18 protein-coding genes are annotated in these 22,486 nt (G+C 67.2%); 12 read left to right on the plus strand and 6 right to left on the minus strand.

Features of this window, described 5'->3' with window-relative positions; genetic code table 11:
• Window positions 1-8 precede the first annotated feature (8 nt).
• Entirely contained in the window at window positions 9-770 is a 762-nt protein-coding gene (locus ACZ5KP_RS09580) for a hypothetical protein (protein WP_460922029.1), read from the minus strand.
• Between the two features lie 225 nt (window positions 771-995).
• Between ACZ5KP_RS09580 and ACZ5KP_RS09585 the strand changes: the two genes are divergently transcribed.
• From ACZ5KP_RS09585 to ACZ5KP_RS09595, 3 genes are all read left to right on the plus strand, one after another.
• Window positions 996-2,024 carry a zinc-dependent alcohol dehydrogenase gene (locus ACZ5KP_RS09585; protein ID WP_460922027.1) on the plus strand — a complete coding sequence of 343 codons (1,029 nt, stop codon included), beginning with the start codon at window positions 996-998 and terminating at the stop codon, window positions 2,022-2,024.
• A gap of 132 nt (window positions 2,025-2,156) precedes the next feature.
• Window positions 2,157-4,727: a beta-mannosidase gene (locus tag ACZ5KP_RS09590; RefSeq protein ID WP_460922025.1), complete on the plus strand. Its 2,571-nt coding sequence runs from the start codon at window positions 2,157-2,159 to the stop codon at window positions 4,725-4,727.
• 480 nt (window positions 4,728-5,207) lie between these two features.
• Complete coding sequence (locus ACZ5KP_RS09595; protein WP_460922023.1) at window positions 5,208-6,320, plus strand: Fic family protein; 1,113 nt, start codon at window positions 5,208-5,210, stop codon at window positions 6,318-6,320.
• A 126-nt stretch (window positions 6,321-6,446) separates the two neighbouring features.
• On the opposite strand, the gene prf1 is transcribed toward ACZ5KP_RS09595, so the two are convergent.
• Complete coding sequence (prf1, locus tag ACZ5KP_RS09600) at window positions 6,447-7,703, minus strand: peptide chain release factor aRF-1 (protein ID WP_460922021.1); 1,257 nt, start codon at window positions 7,701-7,703, stop codon at window positions 6,447-6,449.
• Between the two features lie 403 nt (window positions 7,704-8,106).
• On the opposite strand from prf1, the gene ACZ5KP_RS09605 reads away from it, so the two are divergent.
• From ACZ5KP_RS09605 to ACZ5KP_RS09615, 3 genes are all read left to right on the plus strand, one after another.
• Window positions 8,107-9,468 carry an NAD(P)/FAD-dependent oxidoreductase gene (locus tag ACZ5KP_RS09605; RefSeq protein ID WP_460922019.1) on the plus strand — a complete coding sequence of 454 codons (1,362 nt, stop codon included), beginning with the start codon at window positions 8,107-8,109 and terminating at the stop codon, window positions 9,466-9,468.
• A gap of 132 nt (window positions 9,469-9,600) precedes the next feature.
• Window positions 9,601-10,578, plus strand: a complete 978-nt coding sequence (locus ACZ5KP_RS09610; RefSeq protein WP_460922017.1) for an FKBP-type peptidyl-prolyl cis-trans isomerase — start codon at window positions 9,601-9,603, stop codon at window positions 10,576-10,578.
• Between the two features lie 87 nt (window positions 10,579-10,665).
• On the plus strand, window positions 10,666-11,112 hold the full coding sequence (locus tag ACZ5KP_RS09615) for a hypothetical protein (RefSeq protein WP_460922015.1): 447 nt from the start codon (window positions 10,666-10,668) through the stop codon (window positions 11,110-11,112).
• Window positions 11,113-11,166: 54 nt separating this feature from the next.
• Here ACZ5KP_RS09615 and ACZ5KP_RS09620 read toward each other — a convergent pair whose 3' ends face one another.
• Window positions 11,167-11,793: an RAD55 family ATPase gene (locus ACZ5KP_RS09620; protein ID WP_460922013.1), complete on the minus strand. Its 627-nt coding sequence runs from the start codon at window positions 11,791-11,793 to the stop codon at window positions 11,167-11,169.
• A gap of 324 nt (window positions 11,794-12,117) precedes the next feature.
• On the opposite strand from ACZ5KP_RS09620, the gene ACZ5KP_RS09625 reads away from it, so the two are divergent.
• From ACZ5KP_RS09625 to ACZ5KP_RS09635, 3 genes are all read left to right on the plus strand, one after another.
• Window positions 12,118-14,532, plus strand: a complete 2,415-nt coding sequence (locus ACZ5KP_RS09625; protein ID WP_460922011.1) for a midas domain-containing protein — start codon at window positions 12,118-12,120, stop codon at window positions 14,530-14,532.
• 159 nt (window positions 14,533-14,691) lie between these two features.
• A complete protein-coding gene (locus ACZ5KP_RS09630) occupies window positions 14,692-15,723 on the plus strand; it encodes a hypothetical protein (protein ID WP_460922009.1) in 1,032 nt (343 codons plus the stop codon).
• Between the two features lie 426 nt (window positions 15,724-16,149).
• Entirely contained in the window at window positions 16,150-17,448 is a 1,299-nt protein-coding gene (locus ACZ5KP_RS09635) for an MFS transporter (protein ID WP_460922007.1), read from the plus strand.
• Here the strand turns inward: ACZ5KP_RS09635 and ACZ5KP_RS09640 are convergent.
• The 3 genes from ACZ5KP_RS09640 to ACZ5KP_RS09650 all read right to left on the minus strand — a co-directional run bounded on the left by ACZ5KP_RS09640 (window position 17,404) and on the right by ACZ5KP_RS09650 (window position 19,654).
• Window positions 17,404-17,847: a DUF3054 domain-containing protein gene (locus ACZ5KP_RS09640; RefSeq protein ID WP_460922005.1), complete on the minus strand. Its 444-nt coding sequence runs from the start codon at window positions 17,845-17,847 to the stop codon at window positions 17,404-17,406. The genes ACZ5KP_RS09635 and ACZ5KP_RS09640 overlap by 45 nt on opposite strands.
• A 355-nt stretch (window positions 17,848-18,202) precedes the next feature.
• Window positions 18,203-18,358 (minus strand): hypothetical protein, encoded by a 156-nt coding sequence (locus tag ACZ5KP_RS09645; protein WP_460922003.1) that lies wholly within the window; start codon window positions 18,356-18,358, stop codon window positions 18,203-18,205.
• A gap of 852 nt (window positions 18,359-19,210) precedes the next feature.
• The gene (locus tag ACZ5KP_RS09650) at window positions 19,211-19,654 is read right to left on the minus strand and encodes an acyl-CoA thioesterase (protein WP_460922001.1); all 444 of its coding nucleotides are present in this window, start codon (window positions 19,652-19,654) and stop codon (window positions 19,211-19,213) included.
• A gap of 153 nt (window positions 19,655-19,807) precedes the next feature.
• On the opposite strand from ACZ5KP_RS09650, the gene ACZ5KP_RS09655 reads away from it, so the two are divergent.
• The 3 genes from ACZ5KP_RS09655 (at window position 19,808) to ACZ5KP_RS09665 (ending at window position 22,485) form a co-directional block, all read left to right on the plus strand.
• A complete protein-coding gene (locus tag ACZ5KP_RS09655) occupies window positions 19,808-20,539 on the plus strand; it encodes a TetR/AcrR family transcriptional regulator (protein ID WP_460921999.1) in 732 nt (243 codons plus the stop codon).
• Window positions 20,536-22,086 carry an MATE family efflux transporter gene (locus tag ACZ5KP_RS09660; RefSeq protein WP_460921997.1) on the plus strand — a complete coding sequence of 517 codons (1,551 nt, stop codon included), beginning with the start codon at window positions 20,536-20,538 and terminating at the stop codon, window positions 22,084-22,086. The genes ACZ5KP_RS09655 and ACZ5KP_RS09660 overlap by 4 nt, the downstream gene beginning before the upstream one ends.
• Window positions 22,087-22,167: 81 nt before the next feature.
• A complete protein-coding gene (locus ACZ5KP_RS09665; RefSeq protein WP_460921995.1) occupies window positions 22,168-22,485 on the plus strand; it encodes a cupin domain-containing protein in 318 nt (105 codons plus the stop codon).
• Window position 22,486 lies beyond the last annotated feature (1 nt).

The following is a 22,486-nucleotide window of genomic DNA, read 5'->3' on the forward strand; positions in this document are numbered from 1 at the left end:
CGATCAGCTCACTCCTCGCGGTGTTCCTCCAGCGCTTCGTCGACGGTGAACTCGCCGCTGGCGACCCGGCGTGCGAGCCGCTCGTCGATCGCACGATTGTCCTCGCCCGCCTCGCGGGAGCGTTCCTGGATCCGCCGGAGCTCGCCGACGGTGGGATCGACGTCCCGCGCCTCGATAACCTCGCCCTCGCGCCGGGCGATGTTCGCTGCCGCGAGCACGTCGCCCATGCCGCTGGCGCCCGCGCCCAGCGACGGCGTGGTGCCGGTCTCGTCGACCAGCTCGACGCGGAGTTCTTCGAGCGAATCGACGAGCCGCGCGCCCTGCAGCCGCGCGCCGTCACCGATCCGGACGACCGGGTCCGGCGCGTCCCCGACCTCCTCCCGGACGATCTCGCCGACGTCCGCCAGCGGCACGTGGTAGGCCGCGACGACGGTGTCCCCGATCAGCACCGCGATCCCCGGCCGGTCGCCCGGATCGATCCCGACGACGACCCGTCCGTCCTCGCCACGAGCGAGCTGGAGGGCCGCCTCGACGGCGGTCCGTGCGTCGCCGGGCTCTGCGCCGACGACCTCGATGCCATCGTGGGGCTCCTCGGCGTCCCGTAGCTCCGCACGCGCGTCCTCAACCTCTTCGCTCGCGACGATCAGGACCGATGCCCGCTCGGGCAGCGCCTCGCCCTGTTCGACCGTGGTGAAGACGGCGTCGCGATCCCGCAGCTCCGCGACGACGTCGTGGTAGACCTCGAAGTCCTCCGTCGCGACGACGATCACGTTCGAGGTTGGGCCCTCCGCGAAATAAGACCGCCGGGAGCTGACGATGGGATCGGTCAGGAACACCGGCGCATCTGAATGCCACCCGCTCCGGTTGCGTGGCGAGCCCGGGGTATCGATCGCCCGGGCGTTCGGAGGTCACAGAAGTAGCCAATCCGCGCTTTCCCGCCGACTCCTTCACCGCGAGGCAAACGACTATCAGATCGCTCCGCGACCGTCGAACCCGTGAATCCGACAGTCGTGTTTCCGGAGGCCCGCTCCGTCGAGATCGAGGACCGCGAACGCCCGGCACCAGGCCCCGGCGAGGTGCTGATCGAGACCGATACATCGCTCGTCAGCACGGGGACGGAGCTAACGGTGCTCTCCGGGGAATTCCCCGAGGGCTCGAACTGGGACGGCTACGCGGAGTACCCCTTCGTCGCGGGCTACACCAACGTCGGGACGGTCGTCGAGATCGGCGGCGAGGATTCGGAAACCGCTGTGACGTCGGCGACCGGCGCGACGATCGAGCCCGGAACCCGCGTCGCGACCTGGACGCCACACGCGGCGTTCGTCACCGCCAGTGCCGAGGACTGCGTCGTCGTGCCCGAGGCGATCGACGACGACCAGGCCGCGCTGTTCGCGATCGCCCAGATCGTCATGAACGGGCTCCGGCGCGGTCGGGTGCGTTGGGGCGAGACGGTGGCGGTCTACGGCCTCGGCATCCTTGGCCAGCTCGCGGTCCGGTTCGCGCAGGTTGCGGGCGCCGAGACCGTCGTCGGGATCGACCTCGCCGAGGACCGGCTCGACTACCTCCCCGACGACCCCGGCGTCGTCGGCGTGAATCCGACCGAGCGCGATTCAGCGGAGGCCGTCAAGACCGTTACGGACGGTCGGCTCGCCGACGTCGCTATCGAGGTCACCGGCAACCCCGATGCGGTCCCCGGCGAGTTCGACGTGCTCCGCGAGCAGGGCCGACTGGTGCTCCTCTCGAGTCCCCACGGCGAGACGACGCTCGACTTCCACGACCTCGTCAACGGGCCGAGCCACGAGATCATCGGCGCTCACCAGGAATCGCATCCGCCCGTGGCGACGCCGGCGAACCCCTGGACGAAGCCCCGTCACGCCGAACTGTTCTTCGAGTATCTCCAGCAGGGGCGGCTCTCCGTGACCGACCTCTACACGCACGAGGTGGCCTACGAGGAGGCACCGGCGCTCTACGAATCGCTGCTCGCCGACCGGACCGGCGCGATGGCCGTTCGGCTGGAGTGGTAGCGCCGGTCGAAGCCTCGAGGAACCTCGAAAGACCCCTGCTGATCGCGGACGTTTGGCTGGCCAGCAACCACCGAATCCGGCGACCCGACCCGGAGGAGTCAGCTACAAGGCACAGCGCGAGCGCCTACCCGTATGGCCGATCAGATCACCCGACAGTCGCTCGCGGGCGAGTGGAGCGTCCGCCAGACGGGCGCGACGCCACAGGACGCCCCCGCGGACGCCGGGCTCGACGGCTCGCTCGCCGCCGAGGTGCCGGGCGACGTCTACCACGACCTGCTCCGCGCCGAGGAGATCGCCGACCCGTTCGTCGAGGACAACGAACTCGACGTCCAGTGGGTCGGCGAAACCGACTGGACCTACGAGACGACGATCGAGGTCGACGACGAGACGCTCGCTCACGACGAGCACCGGCTCGTCTTCGAAGGCCTCGACACCGTCGCGGAGGTCTCCGTCAACGGTGAGGTCGTCGGGACGAGCGACAACATGCATCGCCGGTACGAGTTCGACGTGGGCGCAGCACTCGAGGCCGGCGCGAACGAGCTCGAAGTGGCCTTCGCATCCCCCGTCGACTACGCCGCCGAACGCGCCGCCGAGTACCCCTACGACGTGCGCTCGATCGAGTTCCCCGTCGAGCAGCCCCACCGGAACTTCATCCGGAAGGCTCAGTGTCACTTCGGCTGGGACTGGGGCACCTGTCTGCCGACGATGGGGATCTGGCGTAACGTCGAACTCGTCGGCTTCTCCGAGCCCCGGATCACGGACGTCGCCGTTGGACAGGACCACGACGACAGCGGTGGCGCACACACCGTCGACCTCCAGGTCGACCTCCGCGTCGAGGCACCCGAGGCCGGCGAGTACGACGTCGCCGTCGCGATCGACGACGAGACACTCGACGCAGCGGCGACGACCACCGTCTCGATCGACGCCGGCGTCTCCGAGCCGAGCGTCTCGCTGACCGTCGAGGATCCCGAGCTGTGGTGGCCCGCGGGCCACGGCGACCAGCCCCTCTACGACCTAAGCGTCGAACTCTCGACTGCCGAGGGAATCACGGCCGACGCCGCCACCGAACGGATCGGCTTCCGCGAGATCGAACTCGTTCGCGAGATCGACGACGCCGGCGAGTCCTTCGGCTTCGAGGTCAACGGCCAGCCGGTCTACGCGAAGGGCGCGAACTGGATCCCGACAGACGGCATCCCGACCCGCGTCGACGATTCGGACTACGAGCGCCTCCTCTCCGACGCCGTCGACGCGAACATGAACTGCATCCGCGTCTGGGGCGGCGGCATCTACGAGCGCGACGAATTCTACGAAACGTGCGACGAGCAGGGGCTGCTCGTCTGGCAGGACTTCATGTTCGCCTGCGCGCTCTACCCCAGCGACGACGCGTTCATCGACACCGTCGCGGCCGAGGCGGAGTACCAGGTCCGCCGGCTCTCCTCCCATCCCTCGATCGCGCTGTGGTGTGGGAACAACGAGAACGAGGAGATGCTCCGGGAGTGGATCGGCGAGGGCGCGGAGGACTACGACACCTACGCCGAGGACTACGACGCGCTCTACCTCGACACGCTCGGACCCGTCGTCGAGAACGTCGACCCCGACGACCGCGCGTTCTGGCCGGCCTCCCCGCACAGTTCGAGCCCCGACGTGCTCCCCAACGACAACAGCGAGGGCGACGTCCACTTCTGGGACGTCTGGCACTCCGGCAAGCCGTTCTCGGCCTACCTCGACGCCGAGCCGCGCTTCGCCTCCGAGTTCGGCTACCAGTCGTTCCCCTCGATCGAGACGCTCTCGGACGTACTCGAGCCGGCGGACATGAACCCGACGGCGCCGCTGATGGAACACCACCAGCGCAACCCCGGTGGGAACGGTCGGATCCTCCAGCGGATGGTCGACCACTTCCGGGTCCCCTTCGACATGGCGGACTTCGTCTACCTCAGCCAGGTCCAGCAGGGGCTCGCGATCGAGACCGCCATCGAGCACTGGCGGCGGATCAAGCCCCACTGTGGCGGGACGATCTACTGGCAGCTCAACGACATGTGGCAGGTCGCCTCCTGGTCGTCGATCGAGTACGGCGGCCGCTGGAAGGCGCTCCAGCACATGACTCGGCGGTTCTACGCGCCGGTGCTCGTCTCGATCGTCCCCGTCGACGAGGAGGGCGATCCGATCGGTCGCGACGAGGAGCCCGCCGCTGCACAGGTCTGGGTCACCAGTGACGAGACCCACGCGCTGGATGGCGACATCGAGATCACGGCGGAGACGTTCGACGGCGAGACGATCCACCACGAGGAGACCGTCCCGGCCGACGTCGGCGCACAGGAGAGCGCGGTCGTCGCCACGCTCGATCCCGACGCGCTCGGCGACGACGAGATCGACGCAGACCGATCCGATCTCCTGCTCCGCGCGGAGTACACCGGTCCCGAGGAATCCTACGTCGCCCACGAAGTGCTGAACGTCTACAAGCGCCTCGACCTCCCCGAGGTCGACCTCGACGTCACCGTCGACGGCGACGAGGTGGCCGTCGCTGCCGACGACGCAGCACTCTACGTCCGGCTCGATCCCGGCGAGCTCCAGGGCCACTTCTCGGACAACTTCTTCCACCTCGCCGCCGGCGAGGAGCGAACGGTGACCTTCGATCACCAGAGCGGCGAGGATGGCTCCGTCGCCGACGCGCTCTCGGTGACCCACCTCCGCGAGACGTACTGACCGCCGTCCACGGCGGTTCGCGATTCTGGATTTTCGGCGAACGTTGCAAGCGACACCCCCGCCGGCTACGCTCGGTGTCGTCGATCAGCACCACCTGTCCAATGGCGTCCGGGACTCGATGCGAGACCGACATTCGCTGGTTGTCGCGGACCGCCTACCCTCTCCGAAGGGTGAAGCTCAGTTACGCGTCGTTATCGATAGGACGTGCTGACGGGGTATTAAATAACGATACTCCCAATTCGTTTTGCATGGGCCCCCCACACGGCGTAGTCCTGCCGCATGACTCGCATCTGCACGGGATTTGGCTCGATGGATCGGAGATCTATCGATTTCCGTTTCCGAGAACTGTTTTGTATACGGGCAAATAATCCATCCTTGGATAAGGATAGTGGAGAAACTCTATATATGGCCGCCTGTAACGTCCTGTAGATAACGATGCGTCCGGAAGATTTCGAAGAGGGGCATCCTGGGGACGTACAGATGGTCGATGGCGTCTTCTCGTACAGTCCCGACCCACTCCCCCCTGAACTCGCTCCGTCACACGAACTCGCTCGGAAGCACGGTGACGCGATGTACGCCCTTGGGCGATTGGCGGACCTTGAAGTGTGGCTGGACACTCCCGAGATAATCCTCAGCCCCTTGGTCCATAGGGAGGCAACCGAATCATCGAACATCGAAACTACGACGGGCGTTACCCTCTCGGATCTCTACGAGCGTGAAGCCGGAGGGACTCCCGGCGAGTCGAGCACGGAGCGGGAGGACATCCTCGAGGCATCGAACTACGTGCGTGCCATAACCACGGGGATAGATAGGCTCCGATCCGGTGATGACATCGACGTCGAACTACTCTGTGAACTTCACGAGATTTTACTGAGCGGCGGAGTGAGAGGGGAAGAGAAGAACCCAGGTGAGCTTCGAGAGGAGCCTGCAGGCCTTGATGAACCTGGAACACCGCTCTCGGAGGCGAGATTCGTCGCAGCACCAGCTTCGACAGTCCCCTACGCCCTCCGTAGCCTGATACACTATGCGAGGGGCGGGCCGACGTTCGCTCCACTCATCGACATCGGTCTGGTGCACTATCAGTTCGAGACGATACATCCGTTTGAGGATGGAAATGGGCGCCTCGGGCGTCTGCTAGTGATGCTGTTGTTGTACGAGTGGGAGTTAGTCCCCGGACCGTATCTGTACCCGTCGTCGTACTTCAACGTGAATCGCGATGCATACCTCGACCTACTCCTCTCCGTGAGCCAGGAGGCAGCGTGGGACGAGTGGATCGGATTCTTCCTCGACGCCCTTAGCGAACAGGGTGAAGAAGCATATGACGTCGCACGGGCGCTCATTTCTATCCGCGATAGGTACCGATCTGAGTATCACGGGAAGGGCCCAGTGATTCAGGAGGTACTCGATTTTATCATTCAGCAACCGTACTTCACTGAACCGCAGGCCGTCGATACCCTCGACCGATCTCAGCCCGCGATCAACGGCGCCATCCGTACGCTCTGGGACGACGGTGTCGTCGAGGAGACGACTGGAAACGACCGAAATCGGCGGTACCAGGCCCGCGAGGTACTCGACATCGTGGAACCCTACTGAACGGTGTGCAGCGCCAGATGGGACGACAGGCGGCTGCTTGAGAGGTAGATCATTGGTACTTCCTCACTGCCGAGATCCACTCAATTGAGCTCCACGGACCCGATTCGATCGTTGACGGAACAGTCCTTACACACCAGTAGAGTACCGCAGAATGCCCGCGATTCCACCGAACGCGTCGTGGAGCTGCTCGCCCTTCTCGAAGTCCGTCGAGATGAAGGCCGTCTCCGTGCCGCGCTGCTCGGCGATGGCCATCAGGTGCTCGATGACGTCCTCGCGATCCTCCTCGGTCACCTCGACCGTCTCGCCGCAGTCCTCGCAGTCGACGGCGTCGGGCGTCGCGTGGCGACGATCGACGAGCTCGTAGGTCGTGTTCGTACAGGCATCGCAGTCGGCGACGACCACGTCCTGGCGGAGGTCCTCCGAGAGGAGCAGCGTCTCGACGGAGCCCATCATCAGGTTCTGGCGCGTCGCGCCGAACCCGTAGGTGGCCTCCTCGCCCTCGTGGAGCTGCCTGAAGAATGTCTCCATGAGGTTCTTGTCCTCCATGATCTCCGCGTCGGCGAGGACCTCCGAGGCGTTGTCCACGAGGTCGTGGAGCCCGGACTCGTCGGTGTAGGAGACGTCGAACTTGCCGAGGACGAGGTCCTGGAGCTCGTGGTGGAGGTAGTCGCCGTCGAGGAACTCGTCCTTCGTCGGCGAGGGGCCGCCGACGAGGATGCCGTCCATCTCGTGGCGCTCGGGGACGAACAGTTCGTCGGCCATCCCCGCGACCTCCTGGTAGAAGTTGTCGATCGCCTCGAGGCGCAGTCGGGCGAATCGCTGGGCTGACTGACCCCCTTTGCGCTGCTTGCCCGGGACCAGCGACGACGCGCTCTTGACGGGCTCGACGCGCTTGCCCTTCAGCCAGCCGACGTTCGCCTCGCGGCGGTCGAGGACGACCAGTCCGTAGAGCCCCTTGTCCGCCAGCATGTACTCCAGGGGCTCCGTGAGGAAGTGTGAGTCGCAGTGGTAGCGGAAGGACTCGATGGGGTCCGGCGGGCTCTCTAAGACCTCCGTCACCATGTCGGTCTGGCCGCCGCCGGCGTCGATCGCCCCGGAGAACAGCACCATCCCGTTCTCGGGGGCCTCCTCGTAGTACTGGAGACGAGACTTGATCGAGGAGAGGGCGTCCTGGACGTTCGTCCGCGTCTGCTTGGACTTGATGTTGGAGGCCTCGCTGTGCTCCTGCGTGACGTGGGCCTGGACCTCGCTGATACGGGTGCCGCCGGGAACGTAGATCGAGACGAGCTGGGTCCCCGAGCCCTCGTACTCGTCGAGCTTCTCGATGACCTTCTTGAACTCGTACTTTTGTCGATCGCTCTGTTCGGCCTCCTGCTCGCTCATTGTGTAAATGTGGCTCCGCTCGGTGTAAGTACCTGTTGAAGGTCGATCCGCGCTTCTGTGCGGTGGTTTCGCGTGGGGCTCGTGGCCGCACAGCTACGGATGCTTGCGGGACAGCAAACAGCCCTGAAGCCCCCTCCCGCTCGACCGTCCGCGACTCGTTGCGCTCCTCAGTCGGTCGCTGACGCTCCCTCCTTGCGGTGCTTACGTCGTCGGGGACGGATCGAGCGGTCGGCCCCTTCCAGTCCCACCCGGAGGTCGTGTCGAAGGGTGCGATTCCCTGTGGATGGCGGGTGCTCGCGGGAAACGGTGGTGCGGGCGGTTGCAGTCGGGGGTGGAAGCGCAGCGCTGTACCCGGTACTGCGAAACGGGGTTATTATAGGGGTCGGGGGCGGGCGTTGACGGTATGGACCGGTACGACGTGGCGATCGTCGGCGGGGGTCCGGCTGGCGCCGCAGCAGCGTACGAGGCCGCCAGCCGGGGCGCGGAGACGGTCGTCCTCGAGAAGGGCGTCCCGCGGGCGGACCGGGACGGCCTGGGCCCGGACTCGACGGACGCGGCGGGGATGCTCGACTACTGGATCGAGATCATGGGGATCGATCCGTCCGAGCTGCCCGACGACGTGATCCTGCGGGAGCTTTCTGGCACGGAGTTCGAGGGGCCGACGGAGTCCCTCCGGCTGGAGCGCACGGGGATGGACGCCGAGTATCCCCACTTTGGGTACACCTTCCAGCGCGCCCGGATGGACGACTGGCTCATCGAGCGCGCGGAGGGCGCCGGCGCGGAGTACCGCGTCGAGGCGAGCGTGACGGGCGTCGACTCGGAGCTGACCGGCGATCCCGAGCACGTCCTCTCGCTGCGCGACGGCGAAGAGATCGAGGCCCAGCGCCTCGTCCTCGCCGACGGCCCGCAGCGCCAGGTGACCAACCGGGTGCTCGACCCGCTGCTTCCCGAGGGCCAGGCGATCACTGACTACCTCGGCACGACGGACGCCAACCACATCGCCTACCAGGAGCATCGCGAGTTTCCGGAGGACGCCATCGAGAAGGACTTCCTCAAGTTCTGGTGGGGTGCGATGCCCGGCGAGACGGCGTATCCGTGGGTGTTCCCCAACGACGGCGACGTCGCCCGCGTCGGGCTGACGATGCCGATCGGCCTGGATCTCGACGAGATCGAGAATCAGGAGGATTACCTCCTGCTCGACGAAGACGACGAGTCGATCCCCTCGGGCTCGGAGTACATCGAGCGCCTGCTCGAGCGCGCGTACCCCGAATACGAGCTTTCAGACTTCCCGCTCGTGGAGGATCGGGGCAAGCGAGACGGCACCGAGACCTACGCCATCTCCTCGACGCGCCCGATCGACTCGCCGACCGCCGCCGGGATCGCCGTCGCCGGCGGCGCGATGGGCACGACCTCAGCGTTCCACGAGGGTGGCTATCACGTCGCCGTGCGTTCGGGCGCGATCGCGGGCGAGCTTGCGGCGACCCGACGCCTCGACGCCTACAACGACGCCTGGAAGGAGGCCATCGGCGACGAGATCCTCCGGAACGTCTCCTTCGCGGACATCGTCGCGGACTACGAGCCCGCCGACTGGGATAACGCGTTCAGCACGGCCCGGAAGCTCATGCAGCGGGAGGGCTCGCTGGTCGGCTTCTCGCCGTCGGCGGGGCTGTCGGGCCTGAAGCTCTACCTCCAGTACTGGTGGACGAAGCGCAAATTCCGCGACGGCGGCTACGTCCAGCTCCACGAGCACGAGTTCGAGGTCTGATCGGGTCGACGGCTGCGACCGGTTTTTTGGCAGTCCCCACGGTGTCGCGGCAGTCTCCCGGACGGCGACGCGCCCGCCACCGCTCGCACCCGAAACGTGGCCCTTATATGCCGAACGGCAGTCGTACTCCGTATGACCGAGGAAGACGCCGAGGCTGCCCCCGAGGACGACGCAGCCGAGGACGCGGCCGAAGACGCCGAGGAAGAAGCGCCCGATGGACTGCAGGACGGCGACTTCGTCCGTATCGCCTACACCGCCCGCGAGACAGAGAACGACGGACTCGTCGACACCACCTCCCAGGAGGTCGCCGAGGAGGAGGGCGTCGACGAGGAGGACCAGACCTTCGAGCCCCGCGTCATCGTGCTCGGCGAGGGCCACCTCTTCCCGCCCGTCGAGGAGGACATCCGCGGCAAGGAAGCCGGCGATGAGGGGTCCGTCGTCGTCCCCGCCGCAGAGGCCTTCGGCGAGAAGGACTCCGACGAGGTCCGCACCGTCAGCGCCGACAAGATCCCCGAGGACGACCGCTACCCCGGCGCGCACGTCAACGTCGACGGCGAGCACGGGCACGTCGAGGCGATCATCGGCGGCCGCGCCCGCGTCGACTTCAACCACGCGCTGGCGGGCCGCGACATCGAGTACGAGTACGAGATCCTCGAGGAGGTCGACGACCGGCTCGAGCAGGCCAAGGGCCTCATGGGCGCGTTCCTCGACATCGACCTCGAGATGTGGCTCCAGACCGACGAGGTCGAGGAGGAGACGCTCGTCGAGCCCGAGGATGGCGAGGATACGGACGGAGATGACGACGAGGACGCCGAGCCCGAGTACGAGACCGAGGTCGTCGAGAAGGAGACCCTCTACGTCGAGGCGACTCCGCAGCTGACGATGAACCAGCAGTGGATGATGGGCAAGCAGCAGATCGCCCAGCAGCTCATCGACCGCCTGGGCATCGACCGCGTGATCGTCCAGGAGACCATCGACGGCATGGGCATGGGCCCGATGGGTGGCATGATGGGCGGCATGGGCGGCGGTGGCGGCGACATCGAGGACGCGCTGGAGGACGCCGACGTCGACGCGGACGAGCTCGTCGAGGAGCTCGAAGACGACGCGTAGACGCCCCGAAATCCCCGTTTTCCGCCCCATTCGTTGCGTTCGGTTCCTGCCGAAACGATTACGGCCTCGCCAGTCGCGCGTCTATGCGTGACGAGCCCCTCCAGACGACAACTGCTCGCAGCGATCGGGACGGCCAGCGTCGCCGGCTGTCTCTCGCTCGGCGGCGACGGCAACGGCGGACAGAGCCGACTCAACGAAGTGACCCTCTCGAACGGGGCCGAGGGGCCCCGGACGGTCGATATCCGCGTGACGTGGGATGGCGAGGTCGTCCACGACAGATCCTACGAGCTCGCGGCGGAGCAACCGGACGCCGATACGCCGTCGAGGATGGTCGCCGAGCAAACGTGGCCGGACGAGCCTGGCCGGTTCCTCGTCGAAGCCCGCGTTCGGGGCAAGGAGTGGCTGGAACTCGACCCGGCCAGCTGGGACTATCCGGACTGTTTCACTGTGTTCGGGTCGGTCGAAGGCGATCGAAACGTCATGTTGCTGTGGAGCGACGATCAGCAGTACTGCTCCGAACCGGAACAGGCCTGAAAAGCGCCGCTGGCCGCCGACGGTTGCGGCTCCGGGTAGCACCGTCACCTGCGATTACGCGATGTCGCGGCTGGTGTCGATGTCGACCTCGCCGGTCAGCTGCAGCTTGATGGTCTCCGTCAGCGGCTGGCCGCCGCGGAACTTCGGGATGGAGAGGAAGTTCACGAGGTCGCTGCCCCGGGTCGTCGTCTCGAGGTCGAAGACGACGTCGGCCATGTGCTGGGTGGTGTCGCGGTTGTCCGGAGGATCGCCGCCGTCGAGGCAGTGGAGGAAGGCGATCGAGCCGGTGTTGACCATGTGGGTCTGGAGCTCGTTGAGGAAGTTCGTGTAGCGCGCGTCCTCGCGGCGTTCGAGCACGTCCACGGGGTCGATGATGAGGTTCGCCCCCTCCGGGAGCGCCCGGATCAGCCGGTTGGCCTGGTCGAGGGGCTCACTGCCGGCGATGTCGCGGACCGTCGGACTGCCGACGGGCGCCTGCGTCGCGTCGATCGCGTCCCGGACGGCCTGATCGGAGCGCTTGGTCGTGATGTAGAGTGTCCCGCGTGTGTTGGTGAGCTGGTAGAGCAGTAGTTCTGCCTGGCTCGCGGGCGAGGCGCAGACGGCGATCAGACTCCCGGCGGGGATCCCCCCGGCGAGCTTCCGGTCGAGGACGTCGATCCCCGTTTCGAGCCGTGCTGGCATTCGGAATACACGTTGCAGCGGGACCGGCTATAAGGCTTCGGCCGCAAGCTACAAGCCGATACGACGTCCGTCCGACGCAGGGCTGTCCGGCGTCAGACGCGGGCCGACGTCGACGGCGCAGAACGCGGCCGTGGTGTGGCGGAGCGGGCGCTTGCGCTCTCCGGTGAGCGACCGTCCGCGCTTCCCGGCGAGCAGCCGCCCGCGCTCCGCGGCGAGGGGCCACCAGAGCGCGACGGACGCGGTCGAAACTTCCACTCGCGTTTGGCTGGCGGGACGTGCCCCCCGTCGTTCCATTTATAGGCGTGCTCGGGGAACGTACCCCATATGAGTACCGAGGGCGCCCCCGACGACGAGATCACCGTGTCCGACAACGGGATCACGGTCCAGAAGGAGTTCAGTGCGGACGACTTCCCCGTTCCGGCGATCAGATTCCTGATCGCGTCGGAGCGGTCGGAGACCGTCTCCGTCCGGCTCTCGGAGACGATCCCCGAGGAGTTCCCGATGGACGGCGTCGGCTTTCACCCCGACTACGAGAGCGACAACTGGGCGGCGTTCCAGGACCACCACGTCGAGTACGAGCGCACGATCGAGCCCGACGACGAGATCGAGACGGTCTACGGCATCAGGATCGACGACCCCAGCGAGGCCGGCCCGTTCATGACCGATCCCGAGATCGCGGAAGTCAGCCCGGCGGGTGACGGCGTCACGCTCGAACCCGGCGAGGGCGAGTCCATCGACGGCACGACCATCGACGACATCGCGCCCGCGGAGGACGACGAAGCGGTCAAGGAGATGATCGGCGGCGAGGACGACGTCGCCGCCGACGATCTCGACGACGGGCTCGACCTCGATCTCGGCGACGTCGACACGGAGCCCGACGAGACCGCCGACGAGCCAGAGGCCGACCCGGCGGGTGCGAGCGAAGAGGACGTGCCGGACATCGACCTCGACTTCGGCGAGGCGGCGCCCGACGAGGCCGAGGACGATCTCGAGGACGCCGACGACGTGGACCTCGACCTGGGGCTCGGCGACGAGGACCTCGATGATCTCGAGACGGATGCTGCCGCGGCGGAGGGCGACGAAGCTGCCGACGAATCGACGGGGGATGCGGCGGAAGCGGACGCGGCCGACGACGCGCCGGAGATCGAGATCGACGTCGACGCAGCCGAGGAGAAGGTGGACGCCGCCGAGGACGAGGATGCGGCTGCAGCGACCGCGGACGACGCGGCGGTGGGCGAGGCTGAATCCGACGACCCGCTCGCGCCCGAGGACGACGAGCCGATCCTCGACCTCGGTGGCGAGGACGACGACGCGGAGGGTGACGTGACGGACGCGGAGCCGGCTGCCGACGAGGAACTTGTATCGGAGGACGAGGACGGAGAGAGCACAGTGGCCGACGAGGACGCGGAGGCCTCCGAAGACGAGGCTGCGAGCGAGGACGAAGAGACGGTGGACGACGAGGCGGTGCTCGACGAGGAAGCATCGGCGGACGAGGAAGCTCCGGCGGACGACGAAGCACTGGCGGACGAGGAGACCCAGGACGACGCCGATGCCTCCGACGTCGTCGAGGCGGACGCCGAGGAAGCGCCGGATGCAGTGGCAGAGACGGACGACGCGACCGAAACCGAGGCGGAACTCGACGACGCGGACTCGGCGGACGAGGCGGCTGAAGCGGAGGCAGCCGAAGCGGAGGCGGCCGAGGAAGCGGCGGCGCCCGAGGATGAGACGGCCGAAAGCGGCATCGAGGCGGCCGTCGACGAAGCCGTCGCCGACGCGGAGGCCGAAGCGCCCGCTGCGGCCGCGGCCGAGACGGACGACGCAGCTGCCGACGAATCGACGGACGAGGCGGATGCGAGTGTGGAACCCGCCGTCACCGGAGCGACCGCCGACGCGCTCGCCGAGTACGACTCGCTGGCCGGGGCGCTCGCCGCCGAACTGGAGTCCGGCGACGTGCCCGACGACGAGCGCGAGGCGCTCGAGGACGCACTCGACGTCGGCGACGACGAAGCCGACGCTGCGACGAGTGGCGGCAGCGTCGAAGCGCGCCTGAGCCACCTCCAGGGCCGCGTCGACGAGGTGGCGGCCTACGCGGACGCGATGGAACAGTTCCTCGACGAGGAGGGCACCGGCGAGCAGCTCATCCAGGAGTTCCGCGAGGACGTTGCGGCGCTCGACGCGGAGGTCGACGGGATGGCCGAGCAGCTCGACGCCGTGGAGGGCGACGTCGACGACGTGACGACCGACGTCGAGGACCTCACCGGCTGGGTCGGCGATCTCGACGACGACGTCTCGGCGGTCACCACGGACGTCGACGACGTCGCCGACGACGTCGCCGGCGTCGAGGAGGACCTCGCGTCGGCGACCGGCGAGATCGACGACCTGCAGACGTCCGTGGACGACGTCGAAGCGACGACGAACGACGTGTCGGCGTCCGTCGACGACGTCCGGAAACGACTCGGGAGCGTCGAGAGCAACGTCGACAGCGTCCGGAGTAGCGTCGACAGCGTCCAGGGCCGCGTGGACGGCGTGGAGAACCGAGTCGGCACCGTCGAGGGGTCGGTGGACGACGTCGAGACCCACGTCGACGACCTCGAGGCGGACCTGCAGGGCGACGTCGAGGAACTCCGCAGCCGCCTCGACGAGCTCTCCGCGCTCGAGGACGAGGTCGACTCCCTCTCCTCCGACGTCGAGGACATCAAGCAGTGGCGCAGCCAGCTCGGCGAGATGTTCACGGACTGACCGTCGGTCTCACTGTCGATCACGTCGCGGTCGCGACTACGGCTCGATCCGTCGCTCCGTTCTGCAGATCGGTTCGTTCGGGTGACCTGCCGGTCAGCGCCCGATCACGGTTCGATCGGAAACGCAACGGGTAAAGTCGGTCGTCGCGGCCGTCTGGACATGAGCGAGCCGGTCGACGTCGCAGTGCCACGCAAGGGTCGCCCGCTGGAGGCCGTCCTCGGGCGACTCGCCGACCGGGCCGGCGACGCGAGCGCCGCCCCTGCCGGCGACGAGGCTCCGTCGAGTGGCGCCGATCGCACGGGCGACGCCGCGAAGGTCGATCGTTCGAGCGACGGCCACGGGAATCCCCAGGACGCCCCAACGGTCGCCGAGGTCGCCGACGAGGTCATCTCGACCCTGCGCTACGAGAAGGAGATCACGAAGGACGACGCGAACGCCGATGAATCGGTCTACGACCGGCTCGCCGAGTACAGCGATCTCGAGGTTCCCTACCGTCCCGAGTTCACGCTGCTCCGCGACGACCGCGCCGGTCGCCCGCGCCGGATCGTCTTCGACGCGCTGACGCTGTGGATCGACGGCGTCGCGATCCGGCTGGTCGGCCGCGAGGAGCCATTCCGCGCGGTGCGAACCCACGAGGTGCCACTGGCCTTCGACAGCGCCGACCTCGTCCTCGAGGAGGTCGTCGAACTGCGGCCCGAGCCACTCACCACGATCGCGGACCTCAACGCCCGGATCGACCCACAGGACACCGACGTCCGGGTCGCGACCGGACTCGGCGACACGGTCTATCACACGCTGCTCGGGACGCCAGAGCTACGACGTTCGGATGGGGGACAGCCCGCCGATCTCGACCGCGAGTTCGTCACGGAGTACGAGGGGCCACTCTGCGTCTCGCCGCGGTACGAACGCCTCGTCGCCGCCGTGCTCGGCACCGACGCCATCGAGGGCGTCGAGTTCGTTCACCCCGAGAACGGTCGCGAGGAGGAGGCCGCCATCGCCGACGCGGGACTGGGCGTCTACCTCACCGTCACCGGGTCGACGGCCCGCGACCACGGGCTCGATCTCGGGGCAAAGCTGTTCCCGAGCGAGACGGTGCTCATGGAGAACGTCGTCGAGACGGACTCCCCGGAGGAGCGCGTCCGCTCGCTGATCGCCGGCGAGGACATCGAGACCGCGCTGTCGGTGTCCTGAGTTTCCGCACGCGCAGTCCGGATCCCTACGGCGGCGCTTCGCTGGGGTCCACTCTTCAGTGCAGCCGCGTCGTCCCATGCACCGACACTACCGAACGTACCTCTGGGTGGGACTGGAAGGGGCCGACCGCTCGGCGATCGTACCGACGTAAGGACCGCAAGGAGCGTAGCGACTGAGGACCGTCGTTCGAAAGGCGCACAGCGCCTTTCGTGACTGAGCGGGATCTTCGATCCCGCGAGGTCGACGGGAGCTTTGCTCCCGTCTGATCACGAGAGAGCTCTGCTCTCTCGGACGACAGCGAGGCAGGATCGTCGAGCGGGAGGGGGCTTCCGAGCGGTTCGTTGCGTCCGTTCTCCAGCGAGAAACCCACCAAACGTTCGCCTCCCAACGCATTCAAACGACCCCCACTCGTAGCGCTGCTCATCCGTGCAATCGGAGGATCGACGCGTCGTCGGTACCGCGGCGGCGTCCCACGCGCTCGTCCACGCCCACGAGCTGTCGATCCCCATCCTCATCTCGGTCTGGCTCTCGGAGTACGCCGTCACGCCGGCGCTGCTGGGCGTCGTCGCGACGATCGCCTACGGCTGCTTCGGCGCCGGCGCACTCCCGGCGGGGATTCTCGCCGATCGCGTCGGCGCGAGCAGGCTGATCGGTGCGAGTCTGCTCGGCTCCGGCGCGGCGTTCCTGCTCGTCGGGGGCGCTGGCTGGCTCCCAATCGAGAGCGTCGCCCCGCTGGGCGTGCCGGGGCCGATCTGGGCCATCTCGCTGGCGCTCGCGTGCTGGGGCGTCGCCGCGAGCGCGTACCATCCGTCGGGGCTGACGCTGCTCAGCACCGCCGTCGAGCAACGCGGCCGCGGGTTCGCACTCCACGGCGCGGCGGGGAACGTCGGGATCGCGGTCGGCCCGCTCGTGACGATCCTGCTGCTCGAAGTCGTCGCGTGGCAGACCGTCGCCGTGGTGCTTGGGATCGGTGCGCTCCTCGTCGGCACGGCGGCCACGCTGCTCGACGTCGAATCGGCCGAGGCTGGTACCGACGCCGACACAGCTGCCGAGGCGACGCCGGACGGCGGCGCGGCCGACTCCGAATCCCAGCCCAGGTCCCTGCGCGACGAGCTCGCCACGATCCGATCGGTCGTCGGCGGCCCGTTTCTCGTCGTGCTCGCGATCGTGATCGCCTCCGGGCTGTACTACCGCGGCGCGCTCACCTTCCTCCCGGAGATCCTGGCCGACCTCGAGTGGCTGACGCCGGTCGACCTCGGGAGCAGGGAGCTGCCAGCGTCGCGACTGGTCTACGTCGGCGTGCTCGCCGTCGGCGTCGTCGGCCAGCTCGTCGGCGGCCGGCTCTCAGATACCGTCGCGCCGGAGCGCGGAATTGCCGTCGCCTTCGTCGGACTGGCGGTGCTGGCGCTGGCGTTCCCGATCGCCGCGGCGGCCGGTGCCGTGCCGTTGCTCGCGATCGCCGCGCTGCTCGGCGGGGCGCTGTTCGTCGTCCAGCCCCTCTACCAGGCGGCGGTCGCCGAGTACACTCCCGAGGCGGCACGCGGCGCCTCGTACGGACTCACCTACCTCTGCGTGTTCGGTATCGGTGCGCTCGGCGGCGCGCTCGCTGGCGGGCTGCTCACGGTTGCCACTGCCGGCGTGCTGTTCGCCGGACTGGCCGCTATCGCAGCAGTCGCGGCGCTACTCGCCGGCGGGCTCGCCACCGGCCGCCTCGGTCACGCCTGAGCGATAGCGGCCGACGGCGAGCGCGACGGTTCGCCAGCCGAGCAGCCCGACCGTGATCGTCCCGAGCATCACGAGCGGGAACGGCCACGCGGCACCGCCCGCCACTAGCGGCGAGATGCGAATCACGAGCCCGAGTCCGACCGCGCCGACGGCGGCCGCCGCGACCGATCGGAGCTGCGTCGCTGCGGTCGCGGTTCGCGTCGGCTCGTAACAGCCCACGAGGAGTGCGGCGACGGCGAACCCGGCCAGAAACGGACCGATCGTCCGCAGGAGTTCCGTCGGGTCGGTCAGCCCGGCCACGCCGTTGTGGTCGACGACGCCCCATCCGACGATCGCGATCACCGTGAGGTGGTCGCCGACGGCGAGGCCGAGCGCGTCTCGGTCCGGCACCTCGAACATGATCGGACTTGGGCGGCCTGGAGGATAGAGCCTGCGAAATTGGGGAGGGAACGGCTGTTGACCCGTCAGTGCAGTTGGGACCGCGACAGCAAACAGCTTGGAAGCCCCTCCCGATCGTCGGTTTATGCTTGCTGTCGCCGACAATCGAAGATTTTCGAGATGGCGAAAGAGCTTCGCTCTTTCGAACCACGCGCTTCGCTCGTTCAGTCCAGTGCTTGCGTCCCCTAAACCGACGATCGGTCGGCCCCTTCCAGTCCCACCCTGTGGTGATGGCCGAGTGGCGCAAAACCCCGGTGGACGGTGGAAGCAACGTTTGCGGTGGGCAGGGCGGCCGCTGTCGTCAGGTGGCGGCTGCTCAGTACTCCTCGCGGGAGTCCTGAGCAGCAGCGCGGAGGTTCTCCCCGCGCTCGGTCTCGACCGTCAGATCCGGGACCTCCGTGGGCTGCATCTCCTCGTCGACGTCGACGAAGAGGAGGAGGAGTTCTTCGACAGTATCGGCTCCTGGGACCACACCGACGAGGAGTAGTTTTTACACGTTTTTCGTTACTGCTACTGATGGATAGCCTACGTCGTTAGATGGTATAATTCTCTAAATAGGACAAATAATGCGATCAGAATTCCAAGTATTTCGAAGGAAGAAAACCAGGTTGGTGATGATGAAAATCCATCAAGTAGAATAAACACTATTGCAAAAAGAAGCAGGAGTATATCTGTCGTCCGGTATTGATTTCCATCCATTACCAATTCATATTATTTCCACCAACATATAAGCCACGGTTTTATCAAAAAAATTCCATTTCCATTTATCTCTGATATCGATACATGCTGAAGACCCCTCAATCACTTGCTGTCGCCGAGGTGTCAATCAATCGCGACCCGTTAATAACGAGCCAACATTTAGTCGTCGACACCCATCTGCCCACTCGCGGTGGCTCCTCGGGGCTTCCTCCGCGTCGACGAGCCCGAGGTCCGCCTTGATCTGTTCTCGAGCCTCATGGACAGTTACCTCGTCGCCAATCGCGAGGGCGACTCTGTCCCGGTCCGGCACCTCGAAAATACTCGGGCTTGAACCGTCTGGGGCAATTGCCGCGAAGTTCGCGAGGGATCGATCCAGCGTCCGCTGGAGTTGGGGCCGCGACCGCGAACAGCCTGGAAGCCCCCTCCCGCTCGCCGATCCTGACTCGCTGTGCTCCTCAGTCGGTCGCTTCGCTCCCTCCTTCCGGTGCTTACGTCGTCAGATATCGTCGACCGGTCGGCCCCTTCCAGTCCCACCCGATGGTGGTTTGGAGAGGTCGCGAAACCCCGGTGGACGGTGGAAGCAGCTGTGAGGTGTGGCGGCTGCTGCCGTTCGTTTGGCGGCTGCTCAGTACTCTTCGCGGGACTCCTGGGCTGCAGCACGGAGGTTCTCGCCGCGCTCGGTCTCGACGGTCAGGTCAGGGACTTCGGTCGGCTGCATGTCCTCGTCGACGGCGACGAAGACGGCGTGGGAGGTGGTCGTTCGTTCGCGCTCGCCGGTGCGGGGGTCCTCGCGATCGGCGGTGAGTCGGACGCGGACGCTCGTCTCGCCGGTTTCGTAGACGTAGGATTCGATGACGGTGACGTCGCCGACGCCGATCGGGCGGTGGAACTCGATGGGGTCCATCCGCGCGGTGACGCAGGTCTCGGCGGCGAAGCGCATCGCCGACATCGCGCCGACCTCGTCGAGCCACTTCATCACGTTGCCACCGTGTGCGGTGCCGACGGTGTTGGCGTGGTTGGGCTGCACGCGGTGGCGGTTCTCGATGTAGGTGTCCAGAAGCGTGGGCATGCGAGCAAATCGGCTGCCGGACGCATGAGGGTTGGGGAGCGGGATCCTCGCTGCCGAATCGCGTGCGGGGGCGGGCTTGTAGGGGATGCGAGCTACCGACACGGCCCTTGTCTTTCAGAACTCTTTTGACTGACCGGTTGGTCAGCTACGGTGATGGACGATCCTGCAGAAGACATCATGGGCGCCACGTTTCGGGCGCTCTGCGAACACGGCTATGCGGATCTCACGATGCGGGATATCGCGGAGGAGTCCGACCGCAGCAAGGCCGCCCTCCACTACCACTACGACGACAAGGAGGGGCTGCTGGTCGCCTTTCTCGAGCACCTCTACGATTCGTTCGACGACCGGCTCGGCGAGTACCGGCTCGACGCCGCGCGCGAGGACGACGCGGAAGCGGCGCGGACCGTCGACGCGGACGTCGATCCCGACGAGCAGCTCCGGGCGTTTATCGACGCCGCCCTCCATCCGCCAGCGGACGGCGACGCCCGGGAGTTCCGGACTGCGCTGATGGAGATCAAGGCACAGGTGCCCTATCAGGACGCCTTCCAGGAGCAGATCCGCCAGTTCGACGAGTTCGTCACGACCACCGTCAGCGCGTTGGTCGCAGCGGGGCAAGCCGAAGGCATCTACCGCGATTCGGTCGATCCCGACCACGTCGGCCAGTTCGTGCTCACGGTGTTCGACGGCGCGGGCACGCGCCACGTCGTCGCCGACGCACCCGTGGAATGCGCGATCGCGTCGCTGAACGACTACGTCGACGACCACCTGCTCGTCGAGGGCCGCGAGCCGGCAGCCAGTCGCGCCGCCGGATCCGCGGAGCCGCCGGTCACCGACGGTAGCGGAGAGGACGGCGACGACGGATCCGTCGCGGAGGGATCGCAGTGAGCGGACGGCTCGATCGGCTCCGGCAGCGGCTCCGCTCGGCCGGCAACACGCTGGCTGCGCCGTTCCGTGACCAGGAGAACCTCGAGCTGACCGACGGCCCGATCGGCAAGCCGCTGCTCTATCTCTCGGCGCCGATCGTCGTCACCAACCTCCTGCAGGTCGCGTACAACCTCGCCGACACGTTCTGGCTCGGCCAGTACAGCACCGAGGCGCTCGCGGCCGTGACCTTCGGGTTCCCGCTCGTCTTCTTCCTCATCTCGCTGGGGATGGGCGTCGCGGTGGCGGGCAGCGTCCTCGTCGCCCAGCACACCGGTGCCGAGGAGTACGAGCAGGCGGAGTTCGCAGCCTCGCAGACGGTCACGTACGCGCTGTTGTTCTCGGTCGTGCTCGGCTCCGTGGGCTACTTCTTCGTCGGCCGGTTCGTCCGGGCGCTCGGCGCGCAGCCGGACGTCGCCCCGCAGGCCACGAACTACCTCGAGGTCATGTCGCTGGGGCTGTTCGCGATGTTCGGCTTCATCGTGTTCATCGACCTGATGCGGGGTGCCGGCGACACGGTGACGCCGATGTTGGTCATGCTCGGGACGGTGATCCTCAACGTCGTGCTCGACCCGTTCCTGATCTTCGGGGTCGGCCCGTTCCCGGAGCTGGGCGTGCAGGGCGCCGCCATCGCGACGGTGTTCTCCCGCATCGTCGCGATGCTGGTCGGCGTCACGATCATGTTCCGTGGCTACCACGGCATCCAGATCCGGCTCAGTGAGATGGTGCCCGATCCCGGCTACGCGCGGCGCCTGGTCCGCATCGGCGGCCCGGCGACCGTCGAGGGAACGGGCCGCTCGATCTCGGTCAACATGATGCTGTTCGTCGTCGGGACCTTCGCGACGCCGGTCGTCGCGGCCTTCGGCGTCGGCGTCCGGATCTTCTCGCTGATCTTCATGCCCGCGATCGCGGTCGACCGCGGCGTCGAGACGATGACCGGCCAGAACATCGGTGCCGGCAAACCCGATCGCGCTGCCGTCGCGAACCACTTCGCCGCGAAGGTTTCCTTCCTGATCCTCGCGGGCGTCGGCGTGATCGTGTTCGTCTTCGCGCCCCAGATCGTCCGCGTGTTCGACGACGATCCGGAGGTCGTCAGGGTCGGCGCCGACTTCCTCCGCTGGACGGCACCGACGTTCGGCTTCATCGGCGTGGTCCGTGCCTACTCCGGCGGGTTCCGCGGTGCCGGCCGCACGCTCACCGCCGCCGCGCTCGCGATCATCATGCTCGCCGGCATCCGCGTTCCGATCGCGTGGGTCGCCTCCCGATCGATCGACGTCTCCACGATCGCCATTGACCTCCCCGTGATCGGCCGCGTCGCCACGGACGTCCTCGCCGGCACCGTGATCGCGGACCTCATGGCGGCCTCGATGGCCGAGACCGGAATCTGGGTGGCGTTCACGATCTCGAACGTCGCCGCCGCCGCCCTCGCCTACGCGTGGTTCTCCCGGGGAACCTGGCGCGAGGCGGACCTCACGGACGATCCCTCCGCGGCGCCGGCCGCCGACGACTGATCGCTACGAGACGCGCTCGCCGATCCGTCTCCTTCGCCGGCTGACCAGCCATGAAGTGGCTGGCTCACGAACCCCCGGTCGATGGCATACGACACCGTCAACTACGAATCCGTCGAGCCGGCCGCACCGGGCATGCACTTCCTTCGCGACGCACTCGACGCCGAGAACCTCGGCGTCACCGTCCTCGACGCCGAAGCGGGCTGGGACGGCATGGAGCACGACCACGCCGAGGACGGCCAGGAGGAGGTCTACGTCCTACTCGAGGGTGCCGCGACCGTGACGATCGAAGGCGAGGAGGTCGCGATGGAGGCGGGCGACGCCGTCCGGATCGACGCCGACGCCTCGCGATCCATCGAGGTCGAGGAGGACAGCCAGTGGGTCCTCGTCGGCGCGCCGTAAT

It is taken from the genome of Salinarchaeum chitinilyticum, from assembly GCF_055390775.1.